At 38.0% G+C, this 16,285-nt stretch carries 15 protein-coding genes; 2 read left to right on the top strand and 13 right to left on the bottom strand.

The window, feature by feature from the left end; translation table 11 throughout:
• Window positions 1–15 precede the first annotated feature (15 nt).
• From racE to BLR83_RS05720, 6 genes are all read right to left on the bottom strand, one after another.
• Entirely contained in the window at window positions 16–825 is an 810-nt protein-coding gene (gene racE / locus BLR83_RS05695; RefSeq protein WP_074560803.1) for a glutamate racemase, read from the bottom strand.
• A gap of 183 nt (window positions 826–1,008) precedes the next feature.
• Entirely contained in the window at window positions 1,009–1,251 is a 243-nt protein-coding gene (locus BLR83_RS05700; RefSeq protein ID WP_006532899.1) for a YneF family protein, read from the bottom strand.
• Window positions 1,252–1,390: 139 nt separating this feature from the next.
• Window positions 1,391–2,632: a diaminopimelate decarboxylase gene (locus tag BLR83_RS05705; protein ID WP_074560804.1), complete on the bottom strand. Its 1,242-nt coding sequence runs from the start codon at window positions 2,630–2,632 to the stop codon at window positions 1,391–1,393.
• A 122-nt stretch (window positions 2,633–2,754) separates the two neighbouring features.
• Window positions 2,755–3,447: a Bax inhibitor-1/YccA family protein gene (locus BLR83_RS05710; RefSeq protein ID WP_006532901.1), complete on the bottom strand. Its 693-nt coding sequence runs from the start codon at window positions 3,445–3,447 to the stop codon at window positions 2,755–2,757.
• 31 nt (window positions 3,448–3,478) lie between these two features.
• Window positions 3,479–3,982 (bottom strand): HDIG domain-containing metalloprotein, encoded by a 504-nt coding sequence (locus BLR83_RS05715; RefSeq protein ID WP_039696389.1) that lies wholly within the window; start codon window positions 3,980–3,982, stop codon window positions 3,479–3,481.
• A gap of 93 nt (window positions 3,983–4,075) precedes the next feature.
• Entirely contained in the window at window positions 4,076–4,816 is a 741-nt protein-coding gene (locus BLR83_RS05720; RefSeq protein ID WP_074560805.1) for a TrmH family RNA methyltransferase, read from the bottom strand.
• Window positions 4,817–4,851: 35 nt separating this feature from the next.
• On the opposite strand from BLR83_RS05720, the gene BLR83_RS05725 reads away from it, so the two are divergent.
• Complete coding sequence (locus BLR83_RS05725; protein WP_074560806.1) at window positions 4,852–5,130, top strand: acylphosphatase; 279 nt, start codon at window positions 4,852–4,854, stop codon at window positions 5,128–5,130.
• A gap of 86 nt (window positions 5,131–5,216) precedes the next feature.
• On the top strand, window positions 5,217–6,134 hold the full coding sequence (gene yidC / locus BLR83_RS05730) for a membrane protein insertase YidC (protein ID WP_074560807.1): 918 nt from the start codon (window positions 5,217–5,219) through the stop codon (window positions 6,132–6,134).
• A gap of 95 nt (window positions 6,135–6,229) precedes the next feature.
• On the opposite strand, the gene greA is transcribed toward yidC, so the two are convergent.
• The 7 genes from greA to der form a co-directional block, all read right to left on the bottom strand.
• Window positions 6,230–6,712 carry a transcription elongation factor GreA gene (gene greA / locus BLR83_RS05735; protein WP_020917348.1) on the bottom strand — a complete coding sequence of 161 codons (483 nt, stop codon included), beginning with the start codon at window positions 6,710–6,712 and terminating at the stop codon, window positions 6,230–6,232.
• A gap of 83 nt (window positions 6,713–6,795) precedes the next feature.
• On the bottom strand, window positions 6,796–8,487 hold the full coding sequence (gene mltG, locus BLR83_RS05740) for an endolytic transglycosylase MltG (protein WP_074560808.1): 1,692 nt from the start codon (window positions 8,485–8,487) through the stop codon (window positions 6,796–6,798).
• A gap of 107 nt (window positions 8,488–8,594) precedes the next feature.
• On the bottom strand, window positions 8,595–9,089 hold the full coding sequence (locus tag BLR83_RS05745) for a GNAT family N-acetyltransferase (protein WP_074560809.1): 495 nt from the start codon (window positions 9,087–9,089) through the stop codon (window positions 8,595–8,597).
• 54 nt (window positions 9,090–9,143) lie between these two features.
• Window positions 9,144–10,475, bottom strand: coding sequence for a UDP-N-acetylmuramate--L-alanine ligase (gene murC / locus BLR83_RS05750; RefSeq protein WP_074560810.1), 1,332 nt, complete (start codon window positions 10,473–10,475; stop codon window positions 9,144–9,146).
• Window positions 10,476–10,507: 32 nt separating this feature from the next.
• Window positions 10,508–11,101, bottom strand: coding sequence for a divisome accessory protein ZapJ (locus BLR83_RS05755; protein WP_074560811.1), 594 nt, complete (start codon window positions 11,099–11,101; stop codon window positions 10,508–10,510).
• Window positions 11,102–11,352: 251 nt separating this feature from the next.
• Window positions 11,353–14,445 carry a pilus expression-regulating Snf2 family helicase gene (locus BLR83_RS05760; RefSeq protein WP_074560812.1) on the bottom strand — a complete coding sequence of 1,031 codons (3,093 nt, stop codon included), beginning with the start codon at window positions 14,443–14,445 and terminating at the stop codon, window positions 11,353–11,355.
• 428 nt (window positions 14,446–14,873) lie between these two features.
• Complete coding sequence (gene der / locus BLR83_RS05765) at window positions 14,874–16,184, bottom strand: ribosome biogenesis GTPase Der (protein WP_039696382.1); 1,311 nt, start codon at window positions 16,182–16,184, stop codon at window positions 14,874–14,876.
• Between the last annotated feature and the right edge of the window lie 101 nt (window positions 16,185–16,285).

Genomic DNA, 16,285 nt, shown 5'->3' on the forward strand with positions numbered 1-16,285 from the left:
ATTACCATCTCATTTCTATTTGTTCAACTTTTCCAAATCAACATGTTGCACATCAATGTCAGTTCCTAGCCAGTTCACAGCAATTTCTTTAAAGCGCTGGCTACTTGCCGTTGTGTAGAAATGGTGATCAACAGCATTTTCAGTGCGACTATGATTAATTTCAAAGTAATTTAATAACACCGACACATCTCGAATACATTCAGCACCACTATCGATTAGTTTAACGTTCGGTCCCATCACATTTTGAATGATTGGACGAAGTAGTGGATAATGTGTACATCCAAGAACCAATGTGTCAACTTTGCCAACAAGCGGCGCTAAACTTTCGTAAACGACTTTTTTAGCAACACTTGACCCCATTTCATTTGACTCAACAATTGGAGCAAACTTGGGACAAGCTAGACCGCTAACTTCCATTTTGGGTGATAATGATTTTATCTTTTCAGGGTAAACTTCTGAATTAATGGTCATCGGAGTTCCGATAATCCCAATTTTACCGTTACGCGTCGATTTAATCGCGGCACAAGAACCTGGTAAAATAACACCAAGAACAGGAATATCAAGTTTTTCTTTAACTTCTTTCCAAGCAACTGCTGTCGCTGTATTACAAGCAAAGACAATCATCTTAACATTTTTAGTTAACAAGAAATTAACCAATTCCCAAGTGTATTCTCTAATTTGTTCAGCAGGTCTAGGACCGTAAGGAGCTCTTGCTGAGTCTCCAATATATACAATTTCTTCATGTGGTAGTTGACGCATTAATTCACGCACAACGGTTAAACCACCAACTCCAGAATCTAAAAAACCAATTGGTCTATTATCCATAGAATCTTCTTTCTAATAAGGGAATTAGACTTAGAAAAAACCCAGTTGGTGAGCCAACTGAGTCATTCATTTCTGAGCTCTGTGCTCGAAAACGTTTGTTAAAGACTGACTTGTATGTAAGGGCAAAAACTATCAAACAATAAGTCATCCGCCTTTAGCATTTTTCAAACCAAAGCGTAAAGATTATTTTTTAGCTTTTGCTGCAGCTGCTTTTGATTGTTTGATAATGTTACGGTACGTTTGTTGAATTTTAGCTTCACTAGGTTTTTGACCCATTTGGCTCATCATTTCACGGATCGCATCAGGCGTCAAGCGTGGGTGTTCACCGATTTCCTTTTCAAACTGTTTACGAGCGATAAAAACGCCACCAACAAGGCCACCAAACAAAGCAACCAAAACTAACAAAATCCAAAGAAATGTTGTCATGAATATTTTCTCCTAAGTTTTTTACATAATTCATTATAGCAAAAATGGAAAGAGTTTACAAATTCTTGAAAGCTTTTTCTTAATAAAAAAACAGCTAACTATAGGCAATCTTTAGTCCTTAGCAAACTGCTTTTATGACTTATTCAAAATCAAATCCTTTAATGGTTGCAAAATAATCTTCTGGTATTTCGGCACGGCGGATTAAACGTGCACTGCCATCTTCTTGGTAAAGAATCTCAGCTGAACGTAAGCGACCGTTGTATTGATAACCCATTGAAAAACCGTGTGCTCCTGTATCATGAATGACCAAGGTATCGCCGATGCGCGCTTCAGGTAATTCACGCTGTTTAGCAAATTTATCGTTGTTTTCACAAAGGGAACCAACTACATCGACCACCTCAAGTTTTCCATTGGGATTTGTCATGTTTGTGATGTGATGATAAGCATCATACATGGCTGGGCGCATCAAGTTAACAGCTGAGGCGTCAACACCAATGTATGTGCGATACGTTTGTTTGCGGTGGCGAACTTTGGTTACAAGCAAACCATGTGGCGCCAGCATGAAGCGACCAAGTTCAGTAAAGATTTTCACATCACCAAGCCCAGCAGGAACCAACACCTCATCAAAGACACGGTGGACCCCTTCACCAATCACCGCAATGTCATTAGCTTTTTGCTCTGGACGGTAATTAACTCCAACTCCTCCAGATAAATTGATAAAGTTAATCACAACACCAGTTTTTTCCTTCACCTCAACAGCTAATTCAAACAACTGGCGGGCTAACTCTGGATAATAATCATTGGTCACTGTATTTGAAGCAAGAAATGAATGAATACCAAAGTTTTTAACACCTTCTGCTTTCAAATCTTTAAAACCTTGAATCAGCTGATCTTTGGTCATCCCAAATTTTGATTCTTCTGGATTATCCATAATATCTGTTCCAAGCGAGAAAACACCACCTGGATTGTATCGAAGTGACACCGTATCTGGTAAGCCTGCCACCTCTTTTAAAAAGGCGATATGTTCGTAAGCATCAAGGTTGATGGTTGCACCGATTTCTCTAGCATACTTGAATTCACGCGCTGGCGTATCATTTGATGAGAACATGATATCAGTAAAGCCGAGTTTGTGGCTCATTAAAAGTTCCACTTCCGTCGCACAATCCACCCCACAATTTTCCTCTTGCAGAATTTTCAAGATAGCTGGTGTTGGGGTCGCTTTTACGGCAAAATATTCCTTAAACCCTTTATTCCAAGCAAAGGCTTTGTTCAAAGCGCGAGCCTTTTCACGAATCCCTTTTTCATCGTAAAGGTGAAATGGCGTTGGAAATTCATTCGTAATGTTTTGAAGCTCTTTGGCTGAAATAAATGGTGTTTTCATAATTAATTCCTCGAATTTTCAAAATATTAGGACTATTATAACATAAAGACAAGAAATGACCAATGACCTTTGCCTGAAAAACGAAAAAAACTAGCGCAAGCAAAGTTGCACTAGTTAATTCATTAATCATCGCTTCCGAACAAGCGAAGTAAATTTAAGAACAAGTTGATAAAGTCAAGGTAAAGACTAAGTGCCATTGAAATAGCCCAGCCATCACCAACTTGACCACCTGTCGCTTCATAAACACGCTTAATCATTTGATTATCATAAGCGATAAGCCCAGAGAAAATCAATACTGAAATGATACTGATAACAAAGCTCATCATTCCTGAACCAATAAAGATATTGACAAAGCTTGCAATGATGATACCAATCAAAGCTGCCAAGGCTGCTTTTGCAAAACCAGACAAATCTTTTTTAATGACAAAACCAAGGACTGACATCACACCAAAGACTAAAGCAGATGAGACAAAAGCTTGTAAAACCGTTGTTTGTGTGTAAGCAACAATGATGAAACTTAACGTAAAGCCATTCAAAGCTGAATAAAATAAGAACAAAGGCAAAGCAGATGGTGTATTTTTACGAGCAGCACCGCTAGCTAAGAAAACCAAAGCCAACTCCAAGAAAACTGCACCATAATAAATAAATGGGTGATTAGTCATGATGTTAATCATATTGTCAGTAAAGACATAAAGCATCAAGAATGAGACAAAGGCTGACAAACCAATTCCCATACCAACTAATCCATATATTTTAGCAAAAAAGCGATTCAAACCACTATCGGTCTGTGTGTAAATAATATCGTTCTGATTCAAAAGAATCTCCCTCCCTAATAAATACTATTCATTAACGATGGTTACTTGGTAAAATCTTACGACTGTAGCGTCTTTTCTTACCAAAACGATTGCGAAACGGTGTAATGGCTTCTTTAACAGCCCAATACTTGTCCACCATCGTCACAATGTAACCTTCTTTATAACGCGGCGGAGCAATCGTTGCTCCCCACATGTGTTTTAAAATAATGTCCTCTTCACGTTTGTTTAAAGTCGTTAATTTTCTAGCGTTTCGAACGGCAATTCTAGGATGCACCCAAGCATGCCCTTTATTGAACTTGGTTTCTCGCCAGTCATAATAAAAGAAATCATGCAAAAGACCTCCACGCGCAGTGGCTTTTTCATCCCAACCTAGTTTTTTAGCAATCTTATAACTCGTATAAGCCACATTAATCGAATGTTCCATACGGGTTGAATAATGATGCTGCGGAATATTGTCTAGCTTTTGAAAACGGGGGTGTTTGATGAGATGACCAACAAGTTCCATGAACTCTTTATCTTTTTTATATGCACCCATTAGAATCACCTTCTTTCACCCTAATTATAGCATATCAGCTTAAAATAGACTGAAACGATGACTAGAAAATTCAAAGTATGAAACCGTTTAAGATTAAATTAAACTAAAGAGAACAATCCCTGTTGCCACAGCAACATTCAAACTTTCTGCTTGTCCAGGCATAATGATGTGGGCCAAGATGTCAGCTTGTTTTGTCATTTGCTCTGAAATGCCATTTCCTTCATTTCCCATGACAAGAGCAAACTCACCCTTGTGCTCAACAGTCTTGTAGTCAACAGAATCTTTTGAAAGCGTCGTAGCAACTAACGGCACACCAAGACTTTGCAATTTTTGGCAAGCTTCATAAACATTGGTACGCCAAACTGGCAAATGAAAATGACTACCTTGCATTGAACGAAGAGTTTTTTGATTGTAAATATCTGCCGTTTTCTCAGAAATCAATACCCCATCCAAACCAGCAGCATCAGCCGTACGAATCATGGTTCCGACATTCCCAGGGTCTTGAACATCTTCTAATACCAAGTAGCGACCAGCTTTCAAGTCAGCTAGCGGCAAGCTTGGCATCACCACTTCTGCAATAATGCCCTGTGGTGTCTTAGAGTCTGTTAATTCTTTTAAAACCTCAGACGTCACGTAAGTTACATGAGATAAGCCCTCAACGCGGTCTGAAAACTCTTCAAGAACAAAAATGTTCAAGAATTCTGCATCAGCTTTTTGCGCTTCTTCAAACAAGTGCCACCCTTCAATCAAGTAAGAATGCTCACGGTATTTTTTTTTCAATAATTTTTTAGTCTTTTTAATGAGATTATTTGATTTAGAAGTTATAATAGTCATAAGAAGATTATAGCATATAATAGGAGGAATTTGAGATGAAAAAAGTTCGTCTAATTGTCTCAGGTCGAGTTCAAGGAGTCGGTTTTCGTTATTCGACTTTCGCCCTTGCTCAAAGCCTAGGTGATATTTACGGTCGCGTCTGGAATAATGATGATGGTACCGTTGAAATCCTCGCCCAGTCCGACGATTCCGCTAAAATGGCAAAATTTATCCAAGAAATTCGAAAAGGACCATCCAAGTGGGCAAAAGTAACCTACGTTGATGTCAAAGTGGCAAATTTTAAAGATTATACTGATTTTCAAATTGCCAACTAATTCTATAAATAAGACTACAGACGTATTGAGAAAATACAGAAAAAACAGTAAAATAATAGGGTATTATAATAAAAGGAAACAATCAATTGAAAAAGAAACTAAATCGCGTCCTCTTTTCAGGACTAAGCTTATCGTTATTGTTCTTACTAAGTGGTTGTGTCAGCCGAGATTCACATGGTAACCCAACAGGGACTATTTGGCATGTGCTTGGTGAACCAATGGCAAAACTGATTCAGTACTTTGCCAACAACATGGACCTTGGTTTTGGCTTAGCCATTATCTTAGTAACAATCATTGTTCGTTGTATCATTCTTCCGCTTGGACTTTACCAATCATGGAAAGCAAGCTACCAATCAGAAAAGATGGCTTACTTAAAACCAATCTTTGCACCAATCAACGAACGCATGCGTAATGCAACTACTCAAGAAGAAAAATTGGCTGCCCAAACAGAATTAATGGCTGCGCAAAAAGAAAACGGCATTAACATGCTTGGTGGTATGGGATGTCTTCCACTTCTTGTTCAAATGCCATTCTTCTCAGCTATGTACTTCGCAGCTCAATACACACAAGGTGTTTCTGAAAGTACTTTCCTAGGCATTGACCTTGGAAGCCGTAGCATGCCACTAACAGCTGTCATCGCTATCCTCTACTTCTTCCAATCATGGTTATCAATGCAAGCTGTCGCTGAAGAACAACGTGCTGCCATGAAAGGAACAATGTATGTCATGCCGCTCATGATGGTCTTCTTCGGTATGAGCATGCCAGCAAGTGTTCTACTTTACTGGTTGGTCGGTGGTTTCTTCTCAATCATTCAACAATTGATTACAATGTTTATCATTAAACCAAAACTTCGTAAACAAATCGCTGAAGAATTTGAAAAGAATCCTCCAAAAACTTACAAATCAACTAAACGCAAAGACGTTACACCTGCCGCAGCAACTACTCAACTTAATAAACCTAAGAAAAGTAACCGCAACGCTGGTAAACAACGTCACCGTAAATAATCCATAAACCAAAACACCAGAAAATTATTTCTGGTGTTTTAATTTTCTTTTACTAACAGAACAAACAAAAAAAGGCTTAACAGCCTTTTTTATGATTAAGCAGTTTTTTCAACGCTGATGATTTCAACATCGTAGTTTCCAGCAGGTGATTCGATTGTCACGATGTCACCTGTTTTTTTACCAATCAAAGCTTGAGCGATTGGGCTTTCGTTAGAGATGCGACCTGAGAAGATATCAGCACCAGCAGCACCAACGATATGATAAACATCTTTATCAGTTGTTCCAACTTCTTGAACAGTAACTGTTTTACCGATAGCAACTTCATCTTTAGCTACAGCGTCGCTATCAATGATTTCAGCATAACGGATTTTAGTTTCAATGATTTGGATTTGACCTTCAACGAATGCTTGTTCATCTTTGGCTGCATCGTACTCAGAGTTTTCTGAAAGGTCACCATATGAACGAGCGATTTTAATACGTTCAACAACTTCTGGACGACGAACTAATTTTAGTTCTTCTAATTCTTGTTCAAGTTGTTCTTTTTCAGCAAGGGTCATTGGATAAGTTTTTTCTGCCATTTTCTATCTCTTTTCTAAAAATTTATTTTTTGGATAATCTACAAATACAAACATGATGTTAGTCACACCATGTTTGTCATCAATTATTCATTTATTTGACTATTAACATATTTTTCAACATTAGCTTGGTGATCATCAAAGTTTTCTGAGTAATAGACCTTACCTGTCTTAACATCTGCAACGAAATAATAGTAGTTCGTTGAAGCAGGGTTAACAGTTGCCTCGATAGCTGACAAGCTAGGAGCATCTACCGGACCAGGCATCAAACCAGTGTTAGTATAAACATTATACGGTGAATCAATCGATGTGTCAATACTTGCATCAGCCGCTAAACTTGTCTCTTCGCCAAGTTTACCCATCGCATACAAGATAGCAATGTTACTTTGAAGAGGCATGTTATTATTCATGCGGTTATAGAAGACACTAGCGATATTTCTACGATCATCGTCAGTTGAACCTTCTTTTTCAACTAATGAAGCAAGTGTGAGAACATCATTGACGGTCATTCCTTTTGCAGCAATAGCATCATAATACTGAGACATGTAAGAATCCATTGTTGAAATCATATCTTCAACAATATCTTCCATACTTGTTTTTTCATAATAACTGTAAGTTGCTGGGAAAAGGTAACCTTCTAGTCGATAAGTTACTTTATCGGCATCAGGAAGACTGCCTAAAAGTTTTGGATATTTAGCTGCCATTTTTGAAATAAAGGCGTCATCTTGAACAACTTTCAAGAACTCATCTGCCTTATATGGCGTTGAGGCATGTTTCTTAGCTGAATTTTTAGTCACAGCTTCAGAAATTTGCTTAATGGTATATCCTTCCGTTACCAAGATTTTACCAAGTGATGGTTTTTCTGGTTGAGGGGTTCCACCTTCTTTAAGCTGTTTACAAATCTCATCCAAGTCCATGCTTGGTTGCAAATTATAATACCCGCTTTGGAAATTACTATAATTTTTAAATTTTGTATAGTAATTAAAAACAGTTGCGCTCTTAATCACACCAGATTTCTCAAGGATTTGTCCGATGTATTTATTTCCAGAGCCTTCTGGAATATCAACCGTAATGTATTTCTTCGATGAACTATCAAGTGGCTTAATAGAACTATCAACATAACGGTATACAAAGAAACCTGTGGCAATCAAAGCAATAATAATTGCTGAAATTAAGAATAAAGCAATTTTTCCTGCTAGGCTATCTGTTTTTTGACGTTTTCTTCTGCGTTTTGTTCCCACTTTGTTCTCCAAGTCTGTATCAGTCTCTTCTGATTGCTCAGAATCTTGCTCAAATTGAAGATTATCTTTTGATTCAGACTCACCTGAAGGTTTATCAGAAATATCTGGATTACCGTCATAACCCACACCATCCGTTGCTCTCACAAGATAACTTTCTTGTTCATCATCAGCCTTAGCTGACCCTGCTCCATCAGGGTTGAAAGTTTGATCGATATTTCTCAGTACGTCTTTAATTTTTTGATTATCTATTTTAGTTTCAATCTGATTCTCAGCCAAAGCTGATTTAGCTTTTTCTTCAAGGCGGCGTTTTTCCTCTCGGATCTTAGCCTCTTGACGCTCTCTCCGATCTTCAGCTTCGTATTCAGCCATTAGTTCAGCCGTTCGACGTGCAAATTCTTCTGCTTCTTTTTCCTTTTGGCGAAGTTCTAAATCATGTTGCTTGCGTAAGCGATTAGCTTCTTCAAGTTCAGCTAAAATTTGCTCCTTAAAACTTTTTTCTTTCTGAGTTTTTGGCTTATCGTCGTTAAATTCGGTCAAAGCTTATCCTCCTACTCTTAATCAATCGCCATTATATCCTAAAATATAGTGAAAATCAACTCGCAGCAGTCTTTGTTATCTATTCTTAACAATCGCTTTCTCGCTTCTTAAGCTACTACTGGAGACTCCCAAACCATATTAAACCAAGTAGAACCGCCATGAGTTGAGTCTGATTCACCTTCATCGATAAAACCATTTCTCTCATAGTAAGGGATAAGTTGTTCATGACAGGTCAAGGTAAGACCAGTACGCTTCCTAGCAACCGCTAAATCTTTCATTGTAGCCAGCAAAGCCATGCCAATACCTTGATTCTTAAAATCAGGTGCTACTGAAAGACTAGTAATGGCAATAAAGCCTCCTTGCTTAGGATTTTCAACGACATGATGAAATAAATCATCTGTTAAATAACGTTGACCAATCACCGGACCTTCAATATAGCCACAAATCTCTCCATCAAGCTCAGCTACCAAGAAAGTATCTGGAATAGTCAAAATGCGCTCTTTCATATCTTCTTGACTTGCTGCTTCTTGCGCAGAAAAATTCTTACGTTCAATAGCTACGATAGCCTCTAAATCCTCAAGGCGTACATTTCTGATAATCATAAAATCCCCCACAAAAGAAAAAGAGCTTTCGCTCCTTTTCAAGATAATTGGTTATTATTGTGTGTTGTTAGCCAAGCTTGCCAACAATTCTTCAAATGAACGTTCATACATTTGGATATCACCAGCACCCATGAAGACATAAACAGCATTATCATGGTCAAGCAATGGTGAGACATTATCAAGGCTGATAACTTTAGCTGATTTATTGATTTTAACAGCCAAGTCTTCAACTTTAACATCACCGTGGTCAACTTCACGTGCTGAACCATAGATTGGTGCTAAGTAAACTGAATCAGCTTGATTCAAAGCATTAGCGAATTCATCCAAAAGTGCAATTGTACGTGTGAATGTGTGTGGTTGGAAAACAGCTACGATTTCTTTGCTTGGGTATTTTTGACGTGCGGCATCAAGCGTCGCAACGATTTCAGTTGGATGGTGAGCAAAGTCATCAATGATTGTTGTGTTGTTAATCACTTTTTCAGTGAAACGACGTTTAACACCAGCAAATGTCTTCATGTGTTCTGCTACCAATTCCATATCAATACCAGCTACGTAAAGGTTAGCAATAACAGCTGTCGCGTTCAAGATATTGTGACGACCAAAGGCTGGAAGGTGGAATGAACCAAGTTCTTCATCACCGTGTTTTACTTTGAAAGCAGAACCGTTTGTTGTACGAACAACATCATAAGCCATGAAATCATCGCTATCTTTAAATCCATAGTAGTAAATATCTGCATCAGATGTGATTTTACGAAGGTATGGATCATCACCAAACAAGAACAAAGCTTTTTGAACTTGTTTTGCATAATCGTTGAAAGCATCAAAGACATCATCAATGCTCTTGAAATAGTCAGGGTGATCAAAGTCGATGTTTGTGATGATTGAGTATTCTGGGTGGTAAGGCATGAAGTGACGTTGGTATTCGTCAGATTCAAAGACAAAGTAATTGCTGTTAGCTGAACCACGTCCAGTACCATCACCGATTAAGTATGATGTATCTGTAATGTTTTTAAGAACATGTGCCATCAAACCTGTTGTTGATGTTTTTCCGTGCGCACCAGCTACACCAAAGCTTGTGAATTGGCGCATGAAATCACCTAGAAATTCATGGTAACGTTTGAATTTGAAACCATTTTTGACAGCATAGGCAATTTCGACATTGTTATCTTCACGGAAAGCATTACCGGCAATTAATTCAACATCTGATGTGATGTTATCTTCAGAAAATGGAAGAATTTCAATTCCTGCTTGTTCTAAACCACGTTGTGTGAAATAGTATTTACTAACGTCACTTCCTTGAACTTTGTGTCCCATTTGGTGCAACATCAAAGCAAGAGCACTCATACCAGATCCTTTAATTCCGATAAAATGATAGGTTTTAGACATGTTTTCTCCTCTATATACAACTGCAGTGCAGTTTATTTTGCATCGTCAAAGCGTGTTAAATTCAACTCTTGAGCAACTTTGTGTTCTCTTTGACTTTGCAAGGCTTCCTTATTATAAATTTGACTTTCTTTTAAGAAGTCATAATTATTTTTCTTAGGTTTAGTTGTTGATGAATTATCTGGCTTTTTATAGGTTACGGGAATTTCTGCCAAGATATAATCATCTTGATGCAATCTTTCAGCTAAATGACTCAAACTACTTGTAGGCTTTGCCGTTTTCTTAGGCAATGTTGCCTTAAGCTGTTGCTGGAAAGCTGCTTTAGAAGGCGCTTTAACTTCTTTTGAAAGATAAGCTTGACGCTTTCTTCGAATATCACGTCTTGCTTCTTCACGCGCTAACTCAGCATAAGATTTACCTTGAGTCACTGATTCCATTCGACTGGCATCTTTTTCATCTTTGCCAACAAAATTATAGTCTCTAGTAACATCATCATAGTTTTTATCTTGATAAGCACCGTGAATATTGGTAATCAAATCTTCATTTTCATATAAAGCCATTACTTTTGGTGGATTGCTAACTGGCTCTCCGTCTGCAACAAGTGGAAAGCGTCTCTGATTTCTAATCACAGTGTCACATCCTTTCTTAACGTGTTATGTTTATTAATTATCATCACTCACTAAGAAATACAGGGAACTTATCCTCGATAACCCCTTGTCCTAGTAACTAAATGCTAGCGCTTAAAAACTAGGCCTAAGCCCCTAACTTTTTAAACGTAGCTCCAACTTTGTAGCATTTTTATTATAAACTAATTCAGCCTATTTTTCAAAGTTTTCATAAAAAGAAAGTCAGTCTCCGTTAAGGCAGACTGACTTTAAGTTTAGTGCTCTAATCCTAGGATTTCCTTGATTTCTTCAATGGTCATGCTTGCTCTTGTTTCATTACCATCAAGAACTGTCGTGACAAGATTTTTCTTACTTTCTTGCATTTCAAGGATTTTTTCTTCAATAGTCCCGCGCGTAATCAAACGATAAACTTCAACATTTTCTTTTTGACCAATACGGTGAGCACGGCTAATGGCTTGCATTTCCACCGCTGGGTTCCACCAAAGGTCAATCAAAATAACGGTATCAGCCCCTGTCAGGTTCAAGCCAACTCCTCCTGCTTTCAAAGAAATCAAGAAGGTATCTTTTGAGCCATTGTTAAAGGCACGCGTCATTTCTTGGCGAGCATTAGCTGGGGTTGAACCAGTAATCTTATAAGAAGTTAAACCTAGTTCTTCAATCTCTTTTTCAGCAATATCTAGCATGCCACGGAATTGTGAGAAGATAAGTGCTCGGTGACCATTTTCCTTGATTTGCGTTAACAAATCACGAAGGCTATCAAGTTTCCCACTTTCTCCTTGATAATCCATAAAGAGAGCTGGGGTATCACAGATTTGACGTAAGCGAGTAATTCCTGACAAAATCTCGATTTTGCGACGATTAATGTCAGCATCAGAAGCGCCAGCAATGGTTTCTTGCATTTGACGAAGCTGAGCAAGATAAATAGCTTTTTGCTTGCGATCTAGCTCATTTGGATAATTGATTTCGATCAAATCAGGCAACTCTGGCAAGACTTCTTCTTTACGACGGCGCATGATAAATGGCTTGATAAATCGAGCGACTTGTTTGGCATCCATTTTTAAGAAATGTTTTTTATCTGGTAATAAACCTGGTAAAACAATTTGGAAAATTGACCAAATTTCAAGGAGTTTATTTTCAATCGGTGTTCCAGAAAGGGCGAAGCAATTCTTAACTTCAAATTGACGCAAGTAATGCGCAATCTTCGTTTGCGTATTTTTCATCACCTGTGCTTCATCCAAAATCAAATAATCAAAATTCAACTGATTGTATTCCGCAAAATCTTGGCGGAAAGAAGAATAGCTTGTAATCACTACCTGATGATTTTCAGCGATAATCTCATCACGCACAGCTTTTAAGCCATAAGATACAGCCACATCAATCTCAGGCGCAAAGCGAGTGAATTCATCTTTCCAGTTATAAATCAAACTTGACGGTGACAGGATTAAAATACGCTTTTCTTCTGTTAGATGCGAAGCTAGAAAAGCAATGGTTTGAAGGGTTTTACCCAGTCCCATATCATCGGCTAGAATACCACCAAAGCCGTAGTGGTCAAGCATGGACATCCAACGAACACCAGTCATTTGGTAATCACGCAATTGTGTTTGTAGAGGTGGCAAAGTGACCTCAAATTCTTCTGGGTGGGTTAAATCATGAGCCAATTGTTCAAATTCTTTTGAGAAAGAAATGCGGTCATTTCCTTGGAACAAATCTGAAATTTGGAAAGCTGAAATAGCATCTAGCTGCAAATGCCCATTATCCAGTTGTTTAGCACGCAAGTTTTGAAGAGTGCTACTAACACGCTGAGTCTCTTCATCAAAGACAACTAACTTACCAGCTCCATTGACAAAATAAGGCTGATTTTTAAAGAGTGCTTCTAAGGCATCATCAATATCATTTTCAAAAACCGTTGAAAAATCAAATGAGATATCAAGCAAACCACCTTTAGTATGAACAGAAACCTGTGGTTCTTCAAATTGACGCATCTCTTCAAGCTCATCAGACAAAGTAACCTGACCTAGTCGTGCTAATTGTCCCAAAGTTCGTGTGAAGAAATCGTACAAATCCTTATCAGCTAGCGGCGCATGATAAGACAAGAATGAGGCTGAAAAACCATTAGCTTCCAAAGTTCTAAAGACTTTTTCTTCATGTTTAAAATGACTGGCAAACGGTAATTCCTCAAGCTCACGTTTGCTATGAACAGTGACATTACCATAGTCAAAAGAAACATGCAAGGCAACTTCTCGGTATTCATTAAGTTCTAAATAAAAGGCTACTTTGAAATCACGAATATCAAAACTCTTCGGTGCTTCCACTTTGCCCAGTTCTTTAAAATCTAAAAGGCTAGCAGCTAATTTTGCTTGGTCGTCTAAATCAAAGAACAAATGTTTCGCCAAATCCGCTTCAATTGGCAAACTGCGAATGGCCGTTAAAATCTTTTGTTGCTTCAAATTCAAACTATAAATAAACCCATTTGTGAACAAAAAGGCATTATTAAAGAGCGGTTGATATTCTTTTTCACTAATGATTAATTCAATCGATTGACGGTGAACCACCACTTTAAATTGAATTAAGTCTTCTGAACCACTTAGTGGTCTAAAAATCAGCTGCCCATAAGTTTGATGATTGTGTTCAAATGAAAAATCATAAAGGTCATTAAAGAGGTTGATACCTTCTTCAAAAGTTCCACTTGTCAATGAAAGATTTCGACCATGATTTGGTAAGATGTAGTCAACATCAAGATGATCACCATCTGGAATCATTCGCCATAAGAATTGAATCAACTCTTGGCTGGCTTCATCAAATTGAATCAATGACAAGGGTTCAAAATAATTTTTTCCAATCTGATAATAGCCCTCATTTTTAACAGCGTTTAAAAAAGCTTTAATGTCTCGGACAACATAAGCGCGGTCATCTGGCAATCGATTGATTTTCAACGTCCACCAATAATCTGATGAATATGGGCTTTGATTACCATGAGCTGCCAGGCGATATTTTGTGGTATCGTCATCATTAATCACCAAGCCATCCAAAAAAACACTACCAAAAGAGGTATTTTTCTTGGTTTCTTGCTGTGTTTCTTGATGTGAGCTTAATTCATCTGATAACTCTTTTCCTTCCGTATTATTCTTAAGATAGTATTCTACGGCTGCTAAATGCTCACAATATTTTTTCTTGGCAAAAAAGTCACAGTCACACCTTACTTGCTCATCTTCTAGTGAATATTGAAGATGATGTGTGCCCACCTTTGCCTGAATTAAATCTTCTCGCTTACTGATAATATCAACCAAACCTTGTTCGTAAAGTTCTATACCTTGATTGCGAATTCGACCTGGAATCATTCTACCCAATCTAAGCCACCACCTTTTTCCTTATCCTTTAATTATATCAAATTCAACTCTCTTTAGCTTGAAAAAATGATTAATCAGTTTTATTATTTTCTGAAGATATATCAAAAAAGCACCCTAACGGGTGCACTTAACCTGAAGAAAAAAATTTTTTTGATACTTTACTTAGGTGGTGCCGTCGGTAGGTTCAACAGTCCAGTGGACTGTTGAAGGAATCCAAGGAATTCCATGCCTAAGTTTTGAGCCTAAGGTCTCAAAACTTTCGGGTGGCTAACTTTATTAAGTTCTAGCCACTTTCACCACGGCGTAAAGTATCGTCTAATGCTCGCTTCGCTCGCAAATGAAATCTAAAAATTGAAGTGTATCAATATTTAGATTAAAAAATAATCTTGAGTACATTTTAAAAGCACCCTTTAAGGTGCTTTTTAATCTTATTTGCGTTTGCGGGCAATCAAGTTGATTGGTGTACCTTCGAAACCGAAAGCAGCACGGATTTGATTTTCCAAGAAACGCATGTATGAGAAGTGCATAAGCTCTTCTTCGTTAACAAAGATAACAAACGTTGGTGGTTTAACGGAAACTTGTGTGCCGTAGAAGATTTTCAAACGTTTACCTTTATCTGTTGGTGTTGGGTTAATAGCAATCGCATCCATGATAACATCGTTAAGAACAGCTGATGGGATACGTTTGTTTTGGCTTTCACTGATTTTCTTAATCATTTCAGGCAATTTGTTCAAACGTTGTTTTGTTGCTGCTGATACGAAGATGATTGGTGCGTATGACAAGAATTGGAATTGATCACGAATGTCTTCTTCCCATTTTGCTACAGTGTGGTTATTTTTTTCGATAGTATCCCATTTGTTAACAACAATGATAATCCCTTTACCAGCTTCATGAGCAAAACCTGCGATACGTTTATCGTATTCACGAATACCTTCTTCAGCGTTAATGACCATAAGAACGATATCTGAACGGTCAATGGCACGCATTGAACGCATGACTGAGTATTTTTCAGTGTTTTCATAAACTTTACCAGATTTACGCATACCAGCAGTATCAATCATTGTGTATTCTTGACCTTCGCTGTCAGTAAAGTTAGTATCAATGGCATCACGTGTTGTACCAGCAATTGGGCTTGCGATAACACGTTCTTCACCAAGAATCGCATTAATCAAGCTTGATTTACCAACGTTTGGACGTCCAATCAAACTGAACTTGATAATGTCTGGATTTTCGTCTTCTTCTTCCACTGGAAGGTTTTCAACGATTGCATCCAAAACGTCCCCTGTACCAATCCCGTGAACAGATGAAACTGGGTATGGATCGCCAAGACCAAGTGAGTAGAAATCGTAGATATCATTACGCATTTCTGGGTTATCTACTTTATTGACAACTAGGATAACTGGTTTATTGGTACGGTACAAGATTTTTGAAACGTACTCATCAGCATCTGTCACACCTTCTTTTCCTGATACCACAAAGACGATAACATCTGCTTCTGTCATGGCGATATCAGCTTGGTGTTTGATTTGTTCCATAAATGGTGCATCAACATCATCGATACCACCAGTATCAATCAATGAAAACTTGCGGTTAAGCCATTCACCTGTTGTATAGATACGGTCACGAGTAACACCCTCGACATCTTCAACAATTGAAATACGCTCACCTGCGATACGGTTAAACAAAGTCGATTTGCCGACGTTCGGACGTCCGACAATAGCAACTGTAGGTAAAGCCATAATTCTTAATACCTGTTCGTTAAAACAGCTCAGCGCTACTTTAAGTGGCTGCTTGCCACACGAAAACATCTTGGATGCCTTCGCCGAAATTCCTTTCACAT

The sequence above is a fragment of the Streptococcus equinus genome (genome assembly GCF_900101445.1).
In the GTDB taxonomy this organism is placed as follows: domain Bacteria; phylum Bacillota; class Bacilli; order Lactobacillales; family Streptococcaceae; genus Streptococcus; species Streptococcus equinus_B.